Consider the following 19,523-nt stretch of genomic DNA (forward strand, 5'->3'; position numbering starts at 1 on the left):
CGACGCGGCCGGAAATATAAAAGGAAGAAGAAATTGCAGCTATCGGACCTGGACATCACCGATCCCGCGAGCACTGATATGTCCCGCCTTGGCGGCACGTGCTGCTTGCCGCCCACTCGAACAGCAGGCGAACAGCAGTACTTCGACCAAGCGATGGCGGCGTTGTCGAGCTACAAGTTCTGGACGGCGGCCACCGACGCATGCATGTATCGACCTTCAGCCGGCCTCTGGGCACCCCAACGTCGAGCTGTAGGCGCTGCAGTGGCCTACATCGGCGCGGTTGCAGGAAGCACGCCATCCGAGTCTGCACTCATCAAAATGCCTACGGGAACGGGCAAGTCTGGCGTGATTGCTACTTTGGCCTGCGCGCTACCGAAGGTTCGCAGGACGCTCATAATCACGCCACGAAGGTCGCTCGTGGACCAGATGTTGAACGATGTCCACTGGAGGTTCTGGAAGCACTTTGAACTTGAGTATGGGACAACTGGGCTCAGAGCGTCCCAACGTGGCGATGCTGTACCGACGGATACCCAGATGACCGCCGATGGCGTCATGAGGCTTCTGCCCTCGACAACGGCGACTTTATGCTCCTATCCGAAGGGCGAGCGGCTGATCGTTGTGGGAACCTTCAGCGCCTTGGCTCAGATCCTTCGACCGCCTCGACCTGCACATCGGCTCACTGGCCGCTACCCGACCGAGCGCGACGAAGGCCCTACCGATGCACCCCGATCGTCTGAATGGACCGCTCCACAAGCGGATCTCGTCCGTGCAGCACTCTCTGACTTCGATCTCGTCATCGTTGATGAAGGTCACTACGAACCGGCATTTGTCTGGTCCCAGTGCATTCGTGAGCTGGCGCGTCCCACGGTGTTGTTTAGCGCGACGCCGTACCGTAACGATTTCAAGTACTTTCAGGTGCGCGGGAACTTCGCTTTCAACCTTGGCTATGAAGAGGCGACCAACCGACATTTAATCCGGCCAGTGACCTTTGCAGGTGCCCAGCATCTACCCAAGAGCGGCTGCAGTCCTTCGGAATTCTCCGAAGCCCTGAAAAAGTTCAAGACTACAGTTTTGGACAAGCAGTACTGGCCCGCAGCGCGCGGCCCCAGACGCGTGATCGTGCGCTGCGCCGATCATGAATCGCTGATTCTCATGCGCGACGCGCTACAAAGCTTAGGCAGCAGCGCTGTTCTCATCCATGACAAAGTGAAGCGTGACGATGCGGTCAAGCTGGAGTTCCAGAGCGTAAATCGGGCGTTGCTAGCGCCTGAGAGTGACCCCATCGAGTATTGGCTCCATCAATGGAAGCTTCTCGAAGGCGTCGACGACAGCACTTTCGCGACCATCGCGATCTATGAGCCGTTCTCCACATCGCGTGCAACGATCCAACAGATCGGTCGCATCATCCGGGTGCTTGATCGGGGCGCGCCCGACAAAGAAGTTGCAACCGTATTTGCCAGCGCGGACATACAGGCCGATGCCCACGCCCGATTTGAGCGATACACCCGCTACGAGCAGCACTTCGCCAAGGACCCAAAGCGCGCTCTTGAGCAAGAGTCGAACTTGCCGGGACTGCTCTTGCAGAGCGTAGCTCCCTACCAATACTTGGCGGGCGACTTTCGAGAGCGTGTTCCGCTGGACGACGCCCTCGAGCCTCCCAGGTACGCAGATTTTGCGGTTCCCCTTAGAACATCCATCTACCGGTACTCTCACACTGCCACGCTCGACGACCTGACGAAAGCCTGCGCCGATGCAATGCAGCTTGAGGACCGCTACAACGTGACGATCCTCCAATCTGGATTCGCTGAGCCGGGCTCAGTACGGTTGATTCACTACCTGACTTGCAAGAATTCAGAGCTGTTGATCCGACACTCCCTACCGATCTGGAGCCTGGGCGTTATGGTGCTTGGCCGGATTGGCGCGCGGGTGTTTATCCTGGACACCGAGGGCATCGTGATTGACCTGGACGCCCTCGGGCTTGAGCCGGAGTCCGCGGAACACCTTGAGCGCCTGATTCCCGCGAACGGGAACGGGATCGTATCTAGAGTGTCCCAAGCATCCGCCATCGGGTTGGACTTGTCCGAGTCCGCCGTCCGCTCAGTCACAGCTCGGATGCACGACTTCGCCAGCGGCTTTTTTGACTTGTCGCAAAGCAGCCAAGCCCTGCACTCAGTTCGGGCATCGATGCGTCTGCAGGACACGCCGGTTACACGCTACCTGTCGATCGACCGAGCCAGCGTTTCCGACTACAGCGCACGCACACAGCGACGTTCGGTCAACGAATACTTCGTGTGGCTCCAGCATCTGGCCGCAGTCCTTGATTCGAATGCGCTCATCAGTGGTGTCTTCGAGCGGTTCGCCCGGTCAGTCGCAGCACCGCCTGTACAAGACGCTCTACCCATGAACGTTCTGTTCGACTTCTACGATTTGCTCGACACCTCGTTGGATACAGCTGGCTGGCATGCCACGAAGTGCGAATCTCTTAGACAAGCAGAAACCTGCGTCGACGTTGATGGATCCGGGGCTTTCAGCCTGAATGTGGACGGCAAGGTCCTGAACGGAAAAATCACGTACGCGGTCACAGGCAATGTTCGGCCTAAAGGCCGCTATGACATCGAATCGCCAGAACTGGACGCATTCGTCAGAGACCCCAACTCCCCCTCGACTGAGCCAGCATCCCTGGTACGCGCCCTCAACAAGGAGCAGGCATTTCGGGTCATACCGAGTGGATCCGATCTCACCTATGCCAAGCGGCTCTTCTATCAAACCGGTTTAGACATTGACGCGATTGCCGCGGGTCGAGAGGAAGGATCACCTCTGGAGATGCTCACGCCTTCGCCGTGGCTAGAGCAAGTCACGTCCGAGAAGGGTGGAGGAAGCGCGAGGCAGTGGGTGGCAGGTTCCGTTTTCGGCGGCGTCTTCGCTGAGTTCGGGCTCTCCAGTCACGGCGCTCGCTCAAATGCCAGGGCACGACCCTTGCACGCGCTGGACCCTGCACTCGCTCAAGAGCTGCAGACGTTTGACACGATGGTGTGCGACGACGGTGGTCAGGAGCAAGCCGATTTCATGTTCAAGGGTGAGAGCCCTCGTCGCGTGGTGTTCGTGCATGCCAAAGTCAACGACAACTCGATGAGCGTGAGTGCTATGCAGATCGTTGGTCGTCAGGCGATGGCGTCTCTTGCCTTCATCGCACGCGGCGCGCGGCTCCAGGATCGCTCCACCTGGTGGGCATCACCCTGGTCAACGGATGATCATCGGCAGGTTCCGCATCGAGTGCTGAGATCCTCGAACCCGAATCTCCAAGTCACCTGGGGCGAGATCAAACGTGGCATCCAGTCCGCACAGTACGCAAAGGAGATCTGGATCTTTGCCGGCCGTACGCTCAGCAAGAAGGAACTTGTCCGACAACTCACGCGCCCTGCGGGGCCAACTCCGTTGTCACTCCAGATGGCTTATTACCTGGGCACACTCCAGACATCGGCAGCTCGCGCAAACGTTGCCATGCGAATCTTCTGTTCCAGCTGATATTGCGCATGTTTGCCGGTAAGTCACTGATGCTTCGGACTTAGGGCTTGGCCATAGTTGCTGCTGCATCCTGGCGTATACACCAGACTGTGGCAGCACCAAGAGGTGCGTTAACTTGGTATCCTTCTCCCTGATTGATGATGGTGTTGCCAGAGTTGCCGCCCCGCAAATTGCTCCATTTCTCGCGCCAGCAAAAGATGCGAGCTTCTAACGGTAAAAGTGACGGTAACGCCCTATGTTGATCACTGCCAATCCCTTTAACCATGCGGGTTTAGGCGACTTGTTGATGATCGAGTGGGAGTGATTTGACGTCCTTCGAGGACTATCTGACTAAATTGGGCGCGGCAGGTTTGCCGCGCCCAATTTCAATGTCCATCACCAAATCGCCCCGTCGCCGCCTTTGTCCGGGTGACGACGGGGCGGGGCGCAAGTGGCTTGCGCGCGTTTCTCAGTGCGTTTCGACCAGCCGCAGCAAGAGCGGCGTCCTGGATCGAAAGCACATCGAATAGACCCAGCGCCCGCAACGTGGGCGAGGCACGATGCAACTATCTTGCCGTTCGACGCCGAGGGCAAGGACTTACCGTCGTGGCCGTAGTAGCGTTGCGCGGCTTGCAGGAAGTCTCGGGCGAAGCGGGGCTCAAACAGCGAGCGAGCCGCCGTCCACGAAGAGTTCGACGCCCGCGATATAGCTGCTCTCGCTGGATGCCAGAAAGAGCACGGCGCGCGCGACTTCGTCGGGTTGTCCCAGGCGACCGAGCGGCACGATCTGCGTCAGCATGTCTTCGACTCCCGGACGCGTGTCGAGGTAGCCGCGCATCAGGCGTGTTTCGGTGCCGCCCGGCGAGACCACGTTTACGCGGATGCCACGCTCCTTCAGGTCGGTCGTCCAGCTTCGCGCGAACGAACGCACCGCCGCCTTGCTCGCATTGTAGAGCGACTGGTCGGGAAAGCCTTTGCTGCCGGCAACCGAGCCGTTAAGGATTACTGCGCCGCCCGCAGTCAGCAGTGGCAATGCCTTCTGCACAGTGAAAAGCAGGCCACGCACATTCAGGCCGAAGACGCGGTCGAAGCCCGCTTCGTCGATCGTACCCAGCGGCCGCGGTTCGCCCTCGGCGATGCCGGCGTTGGCAAAAACGACATCCAACTTCCCGTGCTCGCGTTGGATGCGTTCATAGAGTCGATCGAGGTCAGCGAGGTTCGCGGCGTCTCCTTGTACGCCAATAGCACCATTGCCGATTTCCCGCACAGCTTCGTCGAGTCGTTCCTGTCTGCGTCCGGTGAGGTAGACCTGCGCGCCTTCGGCCGCAAAGAGCTTGGCAGTCGCCAGGCCGATGCCCTCGCTGCCGCCGGTGATCGCCACAACCTTGTTCTCAAAGCGCTTGCTCATATGTACCTCATCTATAAGTGGAGTATTACTCCACTTATTATATGGAGAGATCATCCACTTTGTAAATGGAGGTATGATCCATTTCGTAAATGAGATCGAAAATGAAAGGACATTCTGGAACCGACGAAGCGCCACTGCGCGCCGACGCAGCGCGCAACCGGGAGCGCATCCTCGCCGCGGCGGAAGAGGTGTTTCTTGAACGTGGCGCCGATGCCTCCCTGGACGATGTCGCCAAGCGCGCCAAGGTGGGTATCGGAACGCTTTATCGCCGCTTTCCGGCGCGCGAGGCCCTGCTTGCTGCATTAAGCGATGAGCGCTTGCTGTCGCTCGCTGCGGCGAGCCGGGCCGCAGACGACACGCTCGAACCGAAGGCTTCCATACGCGCCTTTGTCCAGGAACTGGTGATGCACGCCAGCCACTATCGCGGGTTGGCGGCGTCGCTGGGGGCGGTACTCCAGAGTGGCACTCCCGGCTGTCACGCCGGGAGCGAAGAGGGACTGCGGCTGCTCCATCGCGCACAGAAAGCGGGAGCTGTTCGCAAGGATGTTTCCCTGGACGACCTCTTGTGCATGGTCACGGCGATCTCCCTTGCCGTCGAGCAAGGCCGCGCCGGGAAAACGCGCGTCGCGCACTTGGTGGATCTGTTCCTTGACGGCATCGGGATGCGTTGAGCTGACAATCGCGGCTTTCGCTATCAAACAAATAGCAAATCAAAGGGCTGCACGACGGCCAACGAGCTTGTGCTTTCGGTGGATCATCATTTCGACCTAAGGTGCAGGCCTGCCTCGGCCTGTTATTGGTGAGGCATTCATACGTTCTTATCCCAAGCTACCGGCAAAACGCCGTGCGTAGTCTTCACGTTTGAATGCCTCGATCACGAAGTCGATGAAGACTCGCGTCTTGCCCGGGAGCAGGTCGCGACTCGCATAGTAGAGCGAGATTGCGCCCGCATCGGCCCACCAGCGCGGCAAAACTCGCATAAGCTCCCCCGACTCCAATCCTGCTAGAACATCAGGGACGGCCAGCATGGCGACACCCAAGCCTAGCTGCACCGACTCCCTCAGTGCGGCAGGGTCGTTGACCACTAAAGTTTCGTGCATCAATGCGGCAACCTGATCGCCTTGCGCGTCGCGCATGTTCCAGGTACGGATGCGGCCCGACTTGAGTGAACGCATGACGATTCCATCCAGCTCAATCAGCTCGGATGGGTCAGCAGGTGCCGTGCGTCGGGCCAGATAGGCAGGAGATGCGACGGCGATGATGTGCGCTGGTGCCAATGTCCGGGCGACCATGCCGGGCGTGAGCTCGAAGCCACCACCAATAGCGGCGTCGTAGCCTTCGGCGATCAGGTCCACCGCGCGGTTCTCGAAATGCCACTCGGGCTTGATGCGAGGGTAGCGCTGCAAGAAGTCCGGCAGTAGCGGCAGAATGTGGCTCATCCCGACGGTTGGCGGCAGGCTGATCTTGAGTACACCCGCAGGCTGTCCGTCGTCTGCCGATACCGACGCAATGGCGTTTTGCAAAGACTCCAGATTGCCGCCGATCGCGCTCAGGAATGCCTCACCCGCCTCGGTCAGCGTCAGCTTGCGGGTTGAACGATGGAACAGCCGTACTTTTAGGTTGCGCTCCAGCATGGCCACGTTCCGGCTTACTGCTGCCGGAGTTAGCGCCAACCGCCGCGCCGCAGCCGAAAAGTTTCCGCTCTCGGCACTGCGCACGAACGACTCCAAGTTGGCCAAGGTCTCCATTTGTGAATATTAAATCATTGCTTGAAGATGATCCAAGTCATTTGATACTAATCAATGAGCAATAAAAGCGCGAAAGTCACTCCACCGAATCCTCGGCATTTAAACGGAGTGACCTATGAACGACACAACTTCTACCCAATCGCTTCCGCTGCTAGGCAAGACGGCTTTCGTCACTGGTGGTTCTCGCTCCATCGGGGCGGCCATCACCAAGCAACTCGCTGCCGACGGTGCCCAAGTCGCCTTTACCTACCGCGGCTCGCCTGACGCGGCCAAGCAAACAATCGCCGACATCGAGTCAGCCGGTGGCCGCGCGCTGGCCATCGTAGCCGACGCTGCGGACCCGGAGGCCGTGCGCGCGGCCATCACCAAGACGGTCGAGACATTTGGTGGTCTGGACATTCTGGTAAACAACGCCGGAATCGCGTCGGCGAGCCCGATAGACCAGATTACGTTCGAGGACTATCAGTCGATGCTCGCGGTCAACGTCACGGGCGTGTTCGTAGCCACGCAGGAAGCCGTACGCCACATGAAGGAAGGTGGCCGAATCGTGCACATCGGTAGTTCAGCAACGAAGTATGCCGGTGTGCCCGGTCTCTCGGTGTACGGACTGACAAAGGGAGCCATCACGGGCTTTAACCGTAGCTTGGCATACGACCTGGGCTCGCGTGGCATCACCGTCAACACCGTGCACCCCGGGCCCGTAGACACGGACATGAATCCGGTCGATAGCGAGTGGGCCAAGTTGCTCATCCCCGGTATCGCGGTGGGCCGTTACGGCAAGCCGAATGAAATCGCCAGCGTCGTGGCGTTTCTCGCCAGCCCACAGGCCTCCTATGTCACGGGCGCCGACATCCTGGTCGACGGCGGCTTCACGTCTTGAGCGTCTCTGGAGTGGGCCCGTTGGCCCGCTCCACACGACTGCAAAGCCGATCTTCATCATCAGACACAACTTCATCTTCGGTCGAGGACATTCATCATGAACACTTCGCTTCCTTCCATCGGCATCGTCGGTGCAGGTCATATCGGCGCGGCATTCGCGCGCGCGCTGGCACGCTGCAGCATCCCGGCCATCCTGTCCAACAGCCGCGGGCCGGAAAGTCTGCAAGCGCTGGTACAGAGCATTGGTCCCAGCATACGCGCTGGCACACGAGAGGAAGCGGCCGCGCAGGCCATCGTGTTGGTCGCGGTGAACTGGTCGAAGTTGCCAGGTGCCCTAGCCAAGCTGCCGGACTTCGAGGGGCGCATCGTTATCGATGCTAATAATCCGATCGAGGCACCGCTGTTCAAGCCCATCGATCTTCATGGCCGCACATCGAGCCAGTCATTCGCCGATCTGGTGCCGGGCGCACACGTGGTGAAGGCATTCAATCATCTTCGTCCCCAACTGCTCTTCGCCGATCCAGCGGAGCGCGGAGGGCGACGCGTTCTGTTCTTTGCTGGCGACGATACCCACGCCAAGGCGCAGGTCAGTGCGTTGATCGATCAGTTGGGCTTCGCGGGTATCGATCTTGGCACGCTGGCCGTGGGTGGACGCATGACGCAGTTCCCTGGTGGACCGCTGCCTTCGCTAGAGCTGGTGCAGTTTGGTTGACAACCGCACCCCAATACACCATCGAGGATCAATGCATGTCTGATACAACCGATTCAAGCGCTCTGACCCAGCCCGCTGCTGCGTCGCATGCTGCATGGTTGGCAGTCCTTTCTTTGGCGTTCGGCGCTTTCGGGCTGGTGACGGCAGAATTTCTGCCTGTGAGTCTGCTGACTCCAATGGCAGTTGAGCTAGGCGTCTCCAATGGCATGGTGGGCCAAGCCGTCACGGCCACGGCTGTGATCGCTGCCATAGCCGGTCCGCTTCTTATTTTGGGTACGGGCCGACTGGACAGGCAGAAGATCGTCTGGGGACTGATGGGAATGCTTGTTCTCTCCAACGTTCTCTCGGCTTATGCTCCCAACATCACGATCCTCCTGATAGCCCGAGCACTGTTGGGGTTCGCCCTCGGCAGCTTCTGGGCCATGATGGCTGCGCTCGCCCTGCGGCTAGTTCCTGCTGACAAGGTACCGCGAGCCATTTCAATCATCATCATGGGCATTTCGGTCGCAACAGTCTTCGCTGCGCCGTTGGGTGCTTTTCTGGGAGAGGTGTGGGGATGGCGGGCAACCTTCCTGGCTGCGGCCGGCATTGGTGCGGTAGCGCTCGTCGTCCAGATGCTGACTCTACCCAGGCTTCCAGCCACCTCGGCCCCTGGCCTTGCCTCTTTCAAGGCGGCGCTATCGCGCCGCTCGGTGGCAATCGGCCTGGCAACAGCACTTCTTGTCATCTCCGGGCACTTCGCCGGTTTCACCTTTATCCGCCCCTTCCTTGAGGAAGTGCCGCGTCTTGAGGTTTCGACGGTCTCGCTCGCGCTCCTGGTTTTCGGGCTCGGCGGGTTCCTCGGCAACTTCGCCGGCGGGGCCATCGCCGAGCGCAGTCCTGCGTGGGCGGTAGCCAGTGCATCGCTCCTGATTGCCGGCGTCGCCCTCGCGCTCAGCGTCTTTGGAACGATCGCGGGCGTCGCGTTCACGGCGACCGCACTCTGGGGGGTCGCGTTCGGTGCGTTTCCGGTTTCGATCTCGATCTGGACCGCGCGTGCGGCACCCGATCACGCCGAAAGCGCTGGCGCGCTTTTGTCATCGATCTTCCAGGTTGCCATTGCCATGGGCGCGGTTCTAGGAGGTTTGATCATTGACAGATCCGGCTCAGAGGGCGTGATCGTGTATGTGTTTTTTGCAGCGCTCGCCGGGGCGAGCGTGATGTTCATCTCCGGACGTGCTGAGGAACGTAAAAGACGGGATGCATAGGCGGTGATGCACGTACAGACCTACGGCGAGGCAGTCGATGCCACGGTGCTGATCCCGCACATCCTGGGGATGTTCATCGCCGGCGACCGGGAATTCGGACGGGGCAGGGGAGACAACACTCGACCGTCTTCCCGCGCAGCTACGCCAAAATAGTTTGGATAAGTTGTCATTATCGTATTCAGACTACGATTGGTGATTTCATATCAAATTGACTTCTTTTTGAAAAAATTGTGGAAATAGTAGTATGGCTACGACTACTCCAAGCAAGCTAAATGCGCTCTATACCCGGCTGGCACCGGGGACGCCACTGACCTCGGAGGATTTGGCGGCGTCGGGTATCCCGATCGGCTGAAGGCCTGCTGGTGCTCAAGCCATGAACCGATCTATCTCGATACTGCGCGGCTGCTAACGCAGGTGGCGCCGCTGATGTTCGTTGACGACACCTTTGCCTATCCGAGGCCTGTCAGGTCGCAGTGGCTTTCTGCGAAGGCTTGGTATTGAGGGTGCAGTCTTTGATCCGCAATCTTTCGTGAATGCGTATCACGTCCTTTGAGGGCGGCAATCCAAATTCACGAGCGTACTCGCGGCTGAACTGGGTCGGACTCTCGTAGCCGACCTCATGCGCCGCTGTGGTGACGCTGTAGCCCGCAGCGATCAGCCACGTGCGCGCCTGCAGCAGGCGAATCTGTTTCTGGTATTGCAGCGGACTCAGCGCTGTCACGGCTTTGAAGTGACGGTGGAACGCCGATACGCTCATCGCAACTTCCTCGGCCAGTTCCTCCATCCGCAGGGGACGCGCATAGTCCTGGCGGATACGTTGGATGACCCGGCTCATGCGCGCCAATGCGGTATCCGGCGTCGCGATGTCATGCAGCATCCAGCCCATTGGGCCTTGCAACACGCGGTAGAGAATCTCGCGTTCATAGGCAGGTGCAAGTGCCGGAATATCCGCCGGATGCCTCATCAGGCGCAGAATGCGTACGCAGGCATCCAGCAACTCCACGGTCACCGCAGCGACCGAGAATCCCGTCTCCCGGCGTCTCACTCCGGCAGTATTGGGCAAATCCGACAACAGGCCCGCCAGTAGCGATGGGTCGAGCGTCAGGCTCACCGCGAGATAGGGGGAACCCGATTCGCTGCTGCGCACGATGCCAGCCGCCGGGAGATCGACGGACATGACGAAATAGGTGGCAGGATCGTAGTGCAGGGTCTGCCCGCCAACGGACATGGACTTACTTCCTTGCAGGATCAGGTTGATCATGGGCTCGTAGACGGCGGCAAGCTCGTGTTCTGGAACGGCTCCCTGAACCATCGCCACACGTGGGATGCCAGTCTCGGTACGACGATTTCGCGCGTGAGCGGCTAGGCTCCGCAGTTCGTTCAATTGTTTTTCCATGACGCCATTGAACTTCGACTCTCGTTTGAGGGCAAGCGATTGAGCAGAAATAGGCAGGAATGAGGCAGGATCAGGTGGGCCAGGACCGTGGCGCGCGCCTATCGTATTGCTATCGAACTTCAAGGAATCACCCATGGACATCATCGTCATCACCGGAGGTAGCCGGGGTATCGGCGCCAGCACCGCCCTCGGGCGCGTGGGTGAAGCAGAAGAAGTGGCTCGTGTGATCGCCTCGCTGCTGACTGTGGACGGTGGCTGGATCAACGCCCAGAACATCGAAGTCGCTGGCGGCTACATCGTCTACAGGACATCTTCATGATCGATCACATCTTTCTCACCGTCAGTGACACCGATCGCTCGGTTGCCTTCTACGAAAGAGTGCTTCCCGTCCTCGGGATCACCAACCGGCTCGACTATGACGGAAAGGACGGCCCGGTGGGCCATCCCAACTTGAAGGGCTTCGGGGCGAAGGGCCGCATGTCATTCTGGCTACGGCAAGGAGCTGCAGCGCCCAATGCCGTGCACATTGGCTTCATTGCGGACTCCGAGGAAATGGTGAATGCCGCCTTTGCCGAGGCATTGGCCGCTGATGCGACCGAGATCCATGCGCCCGGGCCGCAGCTTCACTACGATCCCCGCTACTACGCCGCGCAGGTCAGAGACCCAGATGGCTACAGCCTGGAGTTCGTCTACAAAAGCTGGCAGCACGGGAACTGATGTTTCAACGCCCGCGGGTTGATCCTGCGCATCGACGCCTCGCTCGAATAAACCACCTGGAAGGGTGCCCCACAATGAAAAACTGATGATCTATGGAGCCGCCGGGTATACCGGCGGCATGGCGGCAGAGCATGCCGCATCCGCAGGCCTCGACCTGGTTCTCGCAGGTCGCGCTCAAAGCCGGGCGGCGCTTGAGACACTAGCCCAGCGGCTCGGTGCGGAGGCGCGGATCTTCTCCCTTGACGATCCCGGTGCAATCCACCATGGGCTTGAGGGCGTCTGCGTGCTGCTCAACGCCGCCGGGCCGTTCATGGCCACGGCGGAACCGCTCATGGCTGCCGCCATCCGTGCCGGCGTGCACTACCTAGATTTCTCGGCCGAGCTCGGCACCTATCGACAGGCGATTGCCCTCGACGGGCAAGCCCGTGCTGCAGGCGTGATGCTTTTGCCCGGAAGCGGGGGCAGTGTCGCGATGCTCGGAAGCCTTGCTGGCCATGCCACAGTGCGGCTCAAGGATCCACGAAAAATCCGCATCGCACTCGATGTGGCGGGCGGGATGTCGCGAGGGTCGGTGACCAGCGCGACTCAGAATGTGGTGACCGAGACGCTCCATCTCGTCGACGGGGAGCTCGTTGCGCGCAATCGCGAGGAGCTGCGCGTCTTCGACTTCGGCGACGGGCCGCAGTCTTCGTTCCCTGTGACGTTGCCCGATCTCTTGACCATCCACCACGCGACCGGCGTGCCCGACATCGAGACCTTCGTTCATGTCACTGCAGGCGCATTTCCGGCGGGAGATGTTGCGGAACTCCCCGCAGGCCCGAGCACGGAAGAGCGGGCGGCCAACCGGTACCATGCGGCCGTCGAAGTCATCGATGCTGACGGTACGGTTGCGCTCTCGGTCCTTGATACGGTGAACGGCTATACCTTTACCGCCATGGCCGCTGCTGAGGCCGCGCGGCGAGTGCTACGCGGCGAGCTTCTCCATGGGTTCCAGACTCCAGTTGGTGTGTTCGGCCACGGTTTTGCCGAGACAATCGCCGATACCCGGATCATTGACGTTGCGACCATCAAGGGCGACGTTTGACTTAGCTTTTGCAACCCGCCTATCGCTGCGAGGGAATCGGGTCGTGTTGGCGACCAAGTTCGGCTTTGTTCGTACCCAGGATGCGTAGAACCCCTACTGTATCGACAACCGTCCTGAGTATATCCGCGTTGACTCACTGATCACGACCTGCGAGAGTTCCCAAGGAGGGCTCGAAAACAATGGAGGTGGCTGTATCGCTCGTCTAGGCATGGAAGCGCTCCTGTCGTCATGGAATGCTATCGGCATGCTGGCAAACCACTTCCACATTGGTGCCGTCCGGATCCAGCACATAGGCCGCGTAATAGTGGGCGTGGTAGCGAGATCGGATCCCGGGTGGACCATTGTCGGCTCCGCCGGCCTGGAGCGCGGCTCGATGAAAGGCATCGACGACGGCCCGCTCGTTCGTGGCAAAGGCGATGTGGGTGCCGGCCCCTGGCGCTTCGTTGTCGTGAATCCAGAGGCTGGGATAGCCGTCCTTGCCGAAACCGTGGCGAGTGCCTCCGCTGCGGGTGCGTTCGGGCCCGACGGTGATGACCCGGGCGATGTCCAGAGGTGCCAAGGCCTGTTCGTAAAAACGTCGGGACGCTTCGGCGTCACGCACAGAAAATTCGATGTGATCAAGGATGGTCATGGTCATATGTTGTCAGAGGGTAGGGAGGAGCGCCTCGAAGGCCCGCCCGGCCAGCCTGGCCACCGTCGCAAGACGGGGCCTGGACAACCCGGAGCGTGCCGCCGCTGAGAGGCCCTGCAGAGTTGTCACGACATAGTCGGCGAGCTCGCGTGCACGTTGCGGATGGGTCTGGCTGATATAGCGTTCGATGAAAGCGGCCGCAGCTTCCCCGTACGCGTTGGCCAAAGCACGCGCCTGTGGGTCGGCAGAGCGCATGCCCTCGGCTGCCATGCAGCCGCGCTTGGCCTTCGACTTGGTGTAGAGTGTCGCCGCGTGGAGAAACAAGTCGTTGATGGCTTCAGGCAGTGGCCGACCAGGCGTCAGAATCTTGTCCGCTGGTAGGTTGGCTTCTTCCACGTACACCGCCATGCATCGCTCGAAGAGGCCCGCCTTGCTGCCGTAAGCAGCGTAGAGGCTAGGCGGATTGATCCCCAAAGAGCGCGTCAGTTCAGCGATACCGACCGCGTCATATCCCCGCTCGTGGAACAGGTCCTTGGCTACGATGACGCCTGCCTCGCGGTCGAAGGCCCGTCGAGGTTTGCGGGCAGTCGAGTGCCCGATACTACTTCGGGTCGAAGCTGAAACTTTATGGTTCATGGTCGATAGGTCCGTCAAACATGCGTTCGGAAATCTATGCAACGGCAATCGTGCATACGCCGGTGCTCAGCAGAGCGATAACGTCCTGGTAGTTGCCAGAGGGAGGGTTCATTGTGCATCTCATGCTGGTTCGTGATGATAAAGCTGCCCGGCGATGCCATCGGGTCATTGAGGTCTCGCCGGCGACGATGAACACACGTGGTACGTCATTGCTTTAGCGATCACTATAATCTATTATAGCGACCACTACAATGTGAGATAAGAAATGTCGAAATTGAACGGAAAAATCGCCCTCGTGACCGGTGGCGGTAGCGGAATCGGGTTGGCCATTGCCCAGCAACTGATCAACGAGGGAGCCCGCGTCGTCATAACGGGAAGGCGACAAGCTGTGTTGAATGACGCGATTGCCTTGCTAGGCGACGGCGCAGTGGGAATCGTTGCCGACGTCAGTCAGGCGTCGAGCCTGGAAGCGCTGTATGCGGATGTGCAAGGTCGTTTCGGCCGAATCGACGTTCTCATCGCCAACGCTGGCGGTGGCGTGCATGCGCCCTTGGGGCAGATCACCGAGGCGCAGATCGACGAGCAGTTCTCGACCAACGTCAAGGGGGTGGTGCTGACGATTCAGGGCGCGCTCGGCCTGTTCGTGCCTGGCTCCAGTGTGGTCATCGTTGGATCCACCGCTTCCATGGACCCAGGGCCCACCATGAGTATCTATGGCGGCACCAAGGCCGCTGTACGCAACATGGTCCGCAGTTGGGTCGCTGAACTCAAGGGGACGGGAATTCGTATCAACATCTTGAGTCCGGGACCGACCAACACGAATTCCCTTAGGGCAGCGTTTGGCGACAAGGCCGAGGAAGGCCTGGCCTTCCTGACTGCCAAAAGCCCGCTGGGACGCATCGGTGAGCCGGAAGAGATTGCCTCGGCAGTAATTTTCCTGGCCAGCGATGCGGCAAGCTACATCAATGGTGTGGAGCTCTTTGCCGACGGTGGCGCCTCGCAGGTCTGACTTCGTCCGAATCAAGAAGACAACGTTTCACGTCATTGACCCGATGCTCAAGTGCATGAATCTTCCGGTATTCTCAGATGCGACCCGCGTCCATGGCGACAGTGCGCGGCATGCTTAACGCATGAACCCAAATTGGCTGGCGCTGCGCTAGTGCAGACCTTGGCGCAAGATGCCCAGACCAGCCTGCGTAGTGCCGAACAACAGGTCGCGTTGAGCAGGTCATTGGCCACGGCCGACGAGCCCAGTTATCCGCCCGAGCAGGTGCAAGGGGCGTGACGTCAGGTAGTGGCAATACAATTGCCGGAGATATGAAGCCGTTGACAAATTGAACGACTCAAGTCGATGATCGCTTTGGGCGTCTGGAGAAGAGTATGACAATAAGGAAAAAAATGAAACGCACCGGTGGATCTTATGAGCAATCGTGCCGACAGAGGCCAGAACACGTGCTGAGGGGCGCCTGTCTATGATTAAAACCTTGCTTATCATCGGCGGCATGCTCCTGTGCCTCGTCACCTTTGCTGGTTGGTACTGGCTGCAGGCGTTTGGTTGCGGCATGTCGACCGCCGGTTGTCGCGAATTTCTTCTCCCGTGGGAAGACACCGAATCTCTCCCCTACATCATCCCGCCCTTTATCGTTGGTCTTGTCATGATCGTCGGCGGTATCGCATCGCGATCAAGCAGAAAAAAGTAATGCGCGTCCTTCTCGCCTTGGCGATGGATTCTCGCGCGCATCAAGGAACGGCGGATATCGTCGTCACGGAAAGTGTGTCAGGCAGTGTTGGAAAGGTCAGATGCTGCGTTCAGGAGCATCATGATGCCCATGCCTAGCGTCGGATGGGTCACTGCGGTGATGCCGAGGATAGCGATCCAGCCGGCCAATACAATAGAGAGAATTATGCCGAAGAGGTAGTGCCGGTAAGTTTTTGCTGTCATTCTTATTCAGTCGGTATGGATCGCGAGCGGACGCGAAGCCTATCGCTTCACGGTTTGACGAGATCGGCCGGAAGACGCGGCGGATAATCAATTTCGATTTCTTCCTTCGCGTAAATGGGATCATGCAAGCCGGGATCGGTCAAAACAGCCCGGACCCGGTAGCGTCCGGGCGCCAGGTCCGGCGGAAAGAAAGGCACGTATTCCGGTTTGGAATCTGTTTCAGCACCCACGCCGTGGAAAATGACGTAGCGGCCGCCGTGCTGTTCGATGACATTGTCGTCCAGGACGCGGCTTTGCCGAGGTTTGACGGTGAACATGGACAGGTCATACAGCTTGTGTACGGCGCTTGCGCCGTCCGGTCCGGTGAAGAGCAGGTGGATTTCGCCCTGATAGATCTTGATGTCCTTTTCGCCCACGTTGTCGAGCGACAGCGTGAACAGATTGCGATAGTAGTCTGGGGCTGTGCGCGTTTCACGATAATCGATCGCCCAGAGCACTAGCGGATCGGGTGACCGCTGTTGCGGATCGTAGCCCTTGGCCAGGTCATAGGCATCCTTGAGAGACACCCAACGTTCTATTCTGCCTTTTTTGCCGTTATAGGCGATCTTCATCCACTCGCCGCCCTCGAAAGCCAGCCTGTCGGCTTCGTCGCCTTTGATGAGATAGGCTGTTGTCGCTGCGTTTGTGTCGGGAGCCGAGTAGAGCGCAAGACGCTTGACCGGAACCACCCAACCCGTGTGCCGATCTCCACCCTCTTCGTAGGACAGCACAGCCTCGCGTAATGTCTTTCCGTGTCGGTCATAGGTCACGTATCGCGTGGGCTTGCCGAAATACGGCCAGTAAACAACGTCCTCCGGCGTACGTGATTGTTCGGATATCCATATTGACCGGTCAGGCTCGATCTGCAGAATATCGTAGTGCCAGCGCGCCTCATCCCGACATGTACTTCGAATGGCCTTGCGCTCGGTCAGACGTTCGATGGACCAGAATCCCCTGCAGTTCTGCCGTTCTCCGACGTCTTCGGGAACGTCGAACGGTACATAGGATGTTGATCTGGCATCGTAGAGATAGATCGCCTCGCCGGTATTCACCATGCCGGCGCGCAGACCAATGGCAATGTCCGCGTAGCCATCGTAGTCGTAGTCTTCCTCGTTGAAGATAGGATCACCCTGACCCAGGTCTATGAGCTTGTCCTGCGACACGAGTGTGATGCGTTGTCCGCGCGGCTGGATCAGGACGTAGTCCTCTCCTTGTTTGTCGATGCGCGCAGAAACGCCTGGCGCAGGGTTCAGGAGTAAGGGAAGCTCATCCTGTGAGAAAACTCCGTAGCTCGTCAGACACATGAGGCCAAATAGAAGGAAGCGGATGGGAGAACGGTATATGGCTGCCATAAAAATCTACATAGACATGTTGACCGGTGTGCCGGATTCAATGTGTGGCACTACACTTCTTCGATGCGCGACGTAGGCGCGAAAGGCGTGCCCAGATCTAGAGTGAGATAAACCCGTTCCAGAGTACGCTGGCGTCGTGTGGGCCTGCCTAAGCGCCAGCGTGCATCCAGGAACAGCAGTGGTAACGCAATGCCGAGGCAGCCCACAAGGCAAACACGCATCGCATACACGGCCCTGCGCGACTCGCTACCGGATATTCCGTCCGCGTATGCCGCAATTTCAACCTGATCGCCTTCGGCTAGGAATGGCAGAACACCGATACGCACGGGTGTACCTCGCTGCTGCAGGCTTCGCAAGATGCGGATGTTGGCGGCATTTTCGAGAGTGCCGGCCATGGGGACACCGTCGATGCGTAGGTGGATGTTTCCTCGGGAGGTGGAACCGCCACGCGCAGCGTGTCGATATGGCCTTCGATAATTTGTGCTGACGTCTTAATCGCTGTCATCTCGCTCCTTTCAGCGAATCGCGAACCAGGTAGCGCTCGTCATCAAATTTCGTTGAGGAGTGAGCAACGAGGGAAGGGGGGCGGCTTTCGCGCGCCGCTCTGGAGGATAACTTGCTTGTGCGACGTGCACCAAGAAGTACGACTCCGTGGCTGGTGTCACGCCCTTTATTGTTGGCCTGGTCATGATCAATGCCGGAATCGCATTGCACTCGAAAGGCGCTGGGCGCCATCCGGGTGTAAAGAAATCATCTGTGCAAGCTCGGAAAGCGAATGCCCGTCTAATCGGGCCAGCAGGACTTGCTCTGAATCGTGCATGGCTTGGACGATAAATCTATTAACAGCGCCTTCCACCGGACATTGAGGGTTGTCATCGGCCAGAGCAATGGTAAAGACCGCGCCGTGAGGGATCGCGTCATACACGTCCTTTGCCGTCGTGGCACTTAAATCTCGCGTGAGCGACCATCCCCCATTGCGTCCCCCGGTCGATGTGACGAGACCAGTGTCGCGTAGCGCGGCCATGGTCCGGCGTACTACTACCGCGTTGGTGTGCAACATCTTGGCGAGGTTTTCGGATGTCGTGGTACCACCACGCAAATGCATGTGGATCAGCACATGAAGTAAACGGGCAAGGCGGGTGTCGTATGCCATGAGAAACTCAGAATTTTGCGTAACAGTTACAGTTACGATAACATGCTTTCATCCGAAACTTTAATCGAGGATCATTGATGAGCAACCGCAACCAGCGCTATGTGGAGGTCAACGGGCTCACGCTTCACCTCACGGAGGAAGGCGAAGGCCCTCTGGTGCTTCTGTGCCATGGTTTCCCTGAGACAGCCTACGCCTGGCGACATCAATTGTCCGCGCTTGCCAAAGCTGGCTTTCGAGCGGTAGCGCCCGATTTGCGAGGCTACGGCAACAGCGACAGCCCAGCCGACGCAGCAGACTTTACCGCCTTGGATGTGGTGGGCGACCTCGTTGCCCTTGTCGATGCCGAAGGGGAGCGTGAAGCGGTGATCGTGGGAGGAGATTGGGGCGCAACGATTGCTTGGCAAGCAGCACAGGTGCGGCCCGATCGATTCCGTGCCGTGGCTGCGCTGGGTGTACCGATGATGGGACGTGCCCCGGTTGCACCGAGTCAGATGTTTCCTCAAACCGCGATGGCGATCTTCTACACGCATTACTTCAGTCAGCCAAACGTGGCCGAACAGGAGCTCGATAGGGACACTGCTTCGACCCTGCGAAAAATCTACTTCGCTGCGTCCGGAGATGCTGGACCGCGAACTGATCCAAACACCCCTAATCCGTTTGGGATGGTGACGCGCGGGCAGGGGTTGCTCGACTCGCTTCCAGATCCTGTGGTACTTCCATCTTGGCTTGAACAAGCCGATCTGGACATCTTCGTGGAGAGCTTCCAGAGGAGCGGCTTTCGAGGTGGACTTAACTACTATCGGAATCTGGATCGGAATTGGATGCTACAGAGCGCTTTCGTAGGAAAGCAAGTCGAGGTGCCCGCACTCTTTCTCGTCGGTGCGCGAGATACGGGACTTGCTATCCCGGGTATGGACCAAATCATCAAGGCGATGCCCGAACTTGTGCCTCAACTGCGTTTCTCTGAGGTTATTCCAGGCGCAGGGCACTGGTTGCAACAGGAGGCGCCTAGCGAAGTCAATGCAGCGCTTGTTCGGTTCTTACGTACCCTCTAAGGCGTGAATCCGCATGTGAT

At 59.1% G+C, this 19,523-nt stretch carries 22 protein-coding genes; 13 read left to right on the forward strand and 9 right to left on the reverse strand.

The annotated features are described in order from the left end of the window. Positions 1–33 precede the first annotated feature (33 nt). Positions 34–3,525: a DEAD/DEAH box helicase gene (locus ACYVDM_RS10635; RefSeq protein ID WP_415786045.1), complete on the forward strand. Its 3,492-nt coding sequence runs from the start codon at positions 34–36 to the stop codon at positions 3,523–3,525. 637 nt (positions 3,526–4,162) lie between these two features. On the opposite strand, the gene ACYVDM_RS10640 is transcribed toward ACYVDM_RS10635, so the two are convergent. Further along, positions 4,163–4,912, reverse strand: coding sequence for an SDR family NAD(P)-dependent oxidoreductase (locus ACYVDM_RS10640; RefSeq protein WP_415786043.1), 750 nt, complete (start codon positions 4,910–4,912; stop codon positions 4,163–4,165). 101 nt (positions 4,913–5,013) lie between these two features. On the opposite strand from ACYVDM_RS10640, the gene ACYVDM_RS10645 reads away from it, so the two are divergent. Continuing rightward, the gene (locus ACYVDM_RS10645) at positions 5,014–5,583 is read left to right on the forward strand and encodes a TetR/AcrR family transcriptional regulator (RefSeq protein ID WP_415786041.1); all 570 of its coding nucleotides are present in this window, start codon (positions 5,014–5,016) and stop codon (positions 5,581–5,583) included. Positions 5,584–5,730: 147 nt separating this feature from the next. Here ACYVDM_RS10645 and ACYVDM_RS10650 read toward each other — a convergent pair whose 3' ends face one another. Further along, complete coding sequence (locus ACYVDM_RS10650) at positions 5,731–6,660, reverse strand: LysR family transcriptional regulator (RefSeq protein ID WP_415786039.1); 930 nt, start codon at positions 6,658–6,660, stop codon at positions 5,731–5,733. Between the two features lie 115 nt (positions 6,661–6,775). Between ACYVDM_RS10650 and ACYVDM_RS10655 the strand changes: the two genes are divergently transcribed. The 4 genes from ACYVDM_RS10655 (at position 6,776) to ACYVDM_RS10670 (ending at position 9,651) form a co-directional block, all read left to right on the forward strand. Next, positions 6,776–7,540, forward strand: a complete 765-nt coding sequence (locus tag ACYVDM_RS10655) for an SDR family NAD(P)-dependent oxidoreductase (RefSeq protein WP_415786037.1) — start codon at positions 6,776–6,778, stop codon at positions 7,538–7,540. Between the two features lie 96 nt (positions 7,541–7,636). Continuing rightward, positions 7,637–8,251 (forward strand): NADPH-dependent F420 reductase, encoded by a 615-nt coding sequence (locus tag ACYVDM_RS10660; protein ID WP_415786035.1) that lies wholly within the window; start codon positions 7,637–7,639, stop codon positions 8,249–8,251. 35 nt (positions 8,252–8,286) lie between these two features. Beyond that, positions 8,287–9,498 (forward strand): MFS transporter, encoded by a 1,212-nt coding sequence (locus tag ACYVDM_RS10665; RefSeq protein WP_415786033.1) that lies wholly within the window; start codon positions 8,287–8,289, stop codon positions 9,496–9,498. A 6-nt stretch (positions 9,499–9,504) separates the two neighbouring features. Continuing rightward, positions 9,505–9,651, forward strand: a complete 147-nt coding sequence (locus ACYVDM_RS10670) for a DUF2274 domain-containing protein (RefSeq protein WP_415786031.1) — start codon at positions 9,505–9,507, stop codon at positions 9,649–9,651. Between the two features lie 310 nt (positions 9,652–9,961). Here ACYVDM_RS10670 and ACYVDM_RS10675 read toward each other — a convergent pair whose 3' ends face one another. Further along, on the reverse strand, positions 9,962–11,029 hold the full coding sequence (locus ACYVDM_RS10675; RefSeq protein ID WP_415786029.1) for an AraC family transcriptional regulator: 1,068 nt from the start codon (positions 11,027–11,029) through the stop codon (positions 9,962–9,964). Between ACYVDM_RS10675 and ACYVDM_RS10680 the strand changes: the two genes are divergently transcribed. The 3 genes from ACYVDM_RS10680 to ACYVDM_RS10690 all read left to right on the forward strand — a co-directional run bounded on the left by ACYVDM_RS10680 (position 11,028) and on the right by ACYVDM_RS10690 (position 12,695). Continuing rightward, the gene (locus tag ACYVDM_RS10680) at positions 11,028–11,213 is read left to right on the forward strand and encodes a hypothetical protein (protein ID WP_415786027.1); all 186 of its coding nucleotides are present in this window, start codon (positions 11,028–11,030) and stop codon (positions 11,211–11,213) included. The genes ACYVDM_RS10675 and ACYVDM_RS10680 overlap by 2 nt on opposite strands. Then, complete coding sequence (locus tag ACYVDM_RS10685) at positions 11,210–11,611, forward strand: VOC family protein (protein ID WP_415786025.1); 402 nt, start codon at positions 11,210–11,212, stop codon at positions 11,609–11,611. Before ACYVDM_RS10680 ends, ACYVDM_RS10685 begins: the two co-directional genes overlap by 4 nt. Positions 11,612–11,696: 85 nt before the next feature. Next, on the forward strand, positions 11,697–12,695 hold the full coding sequence (locus ACYVDM_RS10690; RefSeq protein WP_415786023.1) for a saccharopine dehydrogenase NADP-binding domain-containing protein: 999 nt from the start codon (positions 11,697–11,699) through the stop codon (positions 12,693–12,695). A gap of 226 nt (positions 12,696–12,921) precedes the next feature. Here ACYVDM_RS10690 and ACYVDM_RS10695 read toward each other — a convergent pair whose 3' ends face one another. Together ACYVDM_RS10695 and ACYVDM_RS10700 are read right to left on the reverse strand one after the other, a co-directional pair. Next, positions 12,922–13,326 carry a VOC family protein gene (locus tag ACYVDM_RS10695; protein WP_415786021.1) on the reverse strand — a complete coding sequence of 135 codons (405 nt, stop codon included), beginning with the start codon at positions 13,324–13,326 and terminating at the stop codon, positions 12,922–12,924. Between the two features lie 12 nt (positions 13,327–13,338). Beyond that, positions 13,339–13,962, reverse strand: coding sequence for a TetR/AcrR family transcriptional regulator (locus tag ACYVDM_RS10700; RefSeq protein WP_415786019.1), 624 nt, complete (start codon positions 13,960–13,962; stop codon positions 13,339–13,341). Between the two features lie 265 nt (positions 13,963–14,227). Between ACYVDM_RS10700 and ACYVDM_RS10705 the strand changes: the two genes are divergently transcribed. The 3 genes from ACYVDM_RS10705 to ACYVDM_RS10715 all read left to right on the forward strand — a co-directional run bounded on the left by ACYVDM_RS10705 (position 14,228) and on the right by ACYVDM_RS10715 (position 15,662). Then, positions 14,228–14,971 carry an SDR family NAD(P)-dependent oxidoreductase gene (locus tag ACYVDM_RS10705; protein ID WP_415786017.1) on the forward strand — a complete coding sequence of 248 codons (744 nt, stop codon included), beginning with the start codon at positions 14,228–14,230 and terminating at the stop codon, positions 14,969–14,971. Positions 14,972–15,103: 132 nt separating this feature from the next. Continuing rightward, positions 15,104–15,247: a hypothetical protein gene (locus tag ACYVDM_RS10710; protein ID WP_415786015.1), complete on the forward strand. Its 144-nt coding sequence runs from the start codon at positions 15,104–15,106 to the stop codon at positions 15,245–15,247. 187 nt (positions 15,248–15,434) lie between these two features. Next, positions 15,435–15,662, forward strand: a complete 228-nt coding sequence (locus tag ACYVDM_RS10715; protein WP_415786013.1) for a hypothetical protein — start codon at positions 15,435–15,437, stop codon at positions 15,660–15,662. Positions 15,663–15,739: 77 nt separating this feature from the next. On the opposite strand, the gene ACYVDM_RS10720 is transcribed toward ACYVDM_RS10715, so the two are convergent. The 4 genes from ACYVDM_RS10720 to ACYVDM_RS10735 all read right to left on the reverse strand — a co-directional run bounded on the left by ACYVDM_RS10720 (position 15,740) and on the right by ACYVDM_RS10735 (position 18,448). Then, complete coding sequence (locus tag ACYVDM_RS10720; RefSeq protein WP_415786010.1) at positions 15,740–15,904, reverse strand: hypothetical protein; 165 nt, start codon at positions 15,902–15,904, stop codon at positions 15,740–15,742. A gap of 47 nt (positions 15,905–15,951) precedes the next feature. After that, positions 15,952–17,295 carry an SH3 domain-containing protein gene (locus ACYVDM_RS10725; protein ID WP_415786008.1) on the reverse strand — a complete coding sequence of 448 codons (1,344 nt, stop codon included), beginning with the start codon at positions 17,293–17,295 and terminating at the stop codon, positions 15,952–15,954. A gap of 50 nt (positions 17,296–17,345) precedes the next feature. Then, complete coding sequence (locus ACYVDM_RS10730; RefSeq protein WP_415786006.1) at positions 17,346–17,690, reverse strand: hypothetical protein; 345 nt, start codon at positions 17,688–17,690, stop codon at positions 17,346–17,348. 296 nt (positions 17,691–17,986) lie between these two features. Beyond that, the gene (locus ACYVDM_RS10735) at positions 17,987–18,448 is read right to left on the reverse strand and encodes an RrF2 family transcriptional regulator (RefSeq protein ID WP_415786004.1); all 462 of its coding nucleotides are present in this window, start codon (positions 18,446–18,448) and stop codon (positions 17,987–17,989) included. Between the two features lie 77 nt (positions 18,449–18,525). Here ACYVDM_RS10735 and ACYVDM_RS10740 point away from each other — a divergent pair, with 77 nt between their 5' ends. Then, positions 18,526–19,503: an alpha/beta fold hydrolase gene (locus tag ACYVDM_RS10740; RefSeq protein ID WP_415786002.1), complete on the forward strand. Its 978-nt coding sequence runs from the start codon at positions 18,526–18,528 to the stop codon at positions 19,501–19,503. Positions 19,504–19,523: the final 20 nt, after the last annotated feature.

It is taken from the genome of Bordetella tumulicola (genome assembly GCF_054779135.1).

What these genes read in the sequence shown, in the direction of transcription:
- ACYVDM_RS10640 (WP_415786043.1), bottom strand. Translation starts at nt 4,912, where the DNA reads ATGAGCAAGCGCTTTGAGAACAAGGTTGTGGCGATCACCGGCGGCAGC.
- ACYVDM_RS10645 (WP_415786041.1), top strand. Translation starts at nt 5,014, where the DNA reads ATGAAAGGACATTCTGGAACCGACGAAGCGCCACTGCGCGCCGACGCA.
- ACYVDM_RS10650 (WP_415786039.1), bottom strand. Translation starts at nt 6,660, where the DNA reads ATGGAGACCTTGGCCAACTTGGAGTCGTTCGTGCGCAGTGCCGAGAGC.
- ACYVDM_RS10655 (WP_415786037.1), top strand. Translation starts at nt 6,776, where the DNA reads ATGAACGACACAACTTCTACCCAATCGCTTCCGCTGCTAGGCAAGACG.
- ACYVDM_RS10660 (WP_415786035.1), top strand. Translation starts at nt 7,637, where the DNA reads ATGAACACTTCGCTTCCTTCCATCGGCATCGTCGGTGCAGGTCATATC.
- ACYVDM_RS10665 (WP_415786033.1), top strand. Translation starts at nt 8,287, where the DNA reads ATGTCTGATACAACCGATTCAAGCGCTCTGACCCAGCCCGCTGCTGCG.
- ACYVDM_RS10670 (WP_415786031.1), top strand. Translation starts at nt 9,505, where the DNA reads ATGCACGTACAGACCTACGGCGAGGCAGTCGATGCCACGGTGCTGATC.
- ACYVDM_RS10680 (WP_415786027.1), top strand. Translation starts at nt 11,028, where the DNA reads ATGGACATCATCGTCATCACCGGAGGTAGCCGGGGTATCGGCGCCAGC.
- ACYVDM_RS10675 (WP_415786029.1), bottom strand. Translation starts at nt 11,029, where the DNA reads ATGGGTGATTCCTTGAAGTTCGATAGCAATACGATAGGCGCGCGCCAC.
- ACYVDM_RS10685 (WP_415786025.1), top strand. Translation starts at nt 11,210, where the DNA reads ATGATCGATCACATCTTTCTCACCGTCAGTGACACCGATCGCTCGGTT.
- ACYVDM_RS10690 (WP_415786023.1), top strand. Translation starts at nt 11,697, where the DNA reads ATGATCTATGGAGCCGCCGGGTATACCGGCGGCATGGCGGCAGAGCAT.
- ACYVDM_RS10695 (WP_415786021.1), bottom strand. Translation starts at nt 13,326, where the DNA reads ATGACCATCCTTGATCACATCGAATTTTCTGTGCGTGACGCCGAAGCG.
- ACYVDM_RS10700 (WP_415786019.1), bottom strand. Translation starts at nt 13,962, where the DNA reads ATGAACCATAAAGTTTCAGCTTCGACCCGAAGTAGTATCGGGCACTCG.
- ACYVDM_RS10705 (WP_415786017.1), top strand. Translation starts at nt 14,228, where the DNA reads ATGTCGAAATTGAACGGAAAAATCGCCCTCGTGACCGGTGGCGGTAGC.
- ACYVDM_RS10715 (WP_415786013.1), top strand. Translation starts at nt 15,435, where the DNA reads ATGATTAAAACCTTGCTTATCATCGGCGGCATGCTCCTGTGCCTCGTC.
- ACYVDM_RS10720 (WP_415786010.1), bottom strand. Translation starts at nt 15,904, where the DNA reads ATGACAGCAAAAACTTACCGGCACTACCTCTTCGGCATAATTCTCTCT.
- ACYVDM_RS10725 (WP_415786008.1), bottom strand. Translation starts at nt 17,295, where the DNA reads ATGGCAGCCATATACCGTTCTCCCATCCGCTTCCTTCTATTTGGCCTC.
- ACYVDM_RS10730 (WP_415786006.1), bottom strand. Translation starts at nt 17,690, where the DNA reads ATGGCCGGCACTCTCGAAAATGCCGCCAACATCCGCATCTTGCGAAGC.
- ACYVDM_RS10735 (WP_415786004.1), bottom strand. Translation starts at nt 18,448, where the DNA reads ATGGCATACGACACCCGCCTTGCCCGTTTACTTCATGTGCTGATCCAC.
- ACYVDM_RS10740 (WP_415786002.1), top strand. Translation starts at nt 18,526, where the DNA reads ATGAGCAACCGCAACCAGCGCTATGTGGAGGTCAACGGGCTCACGCTT.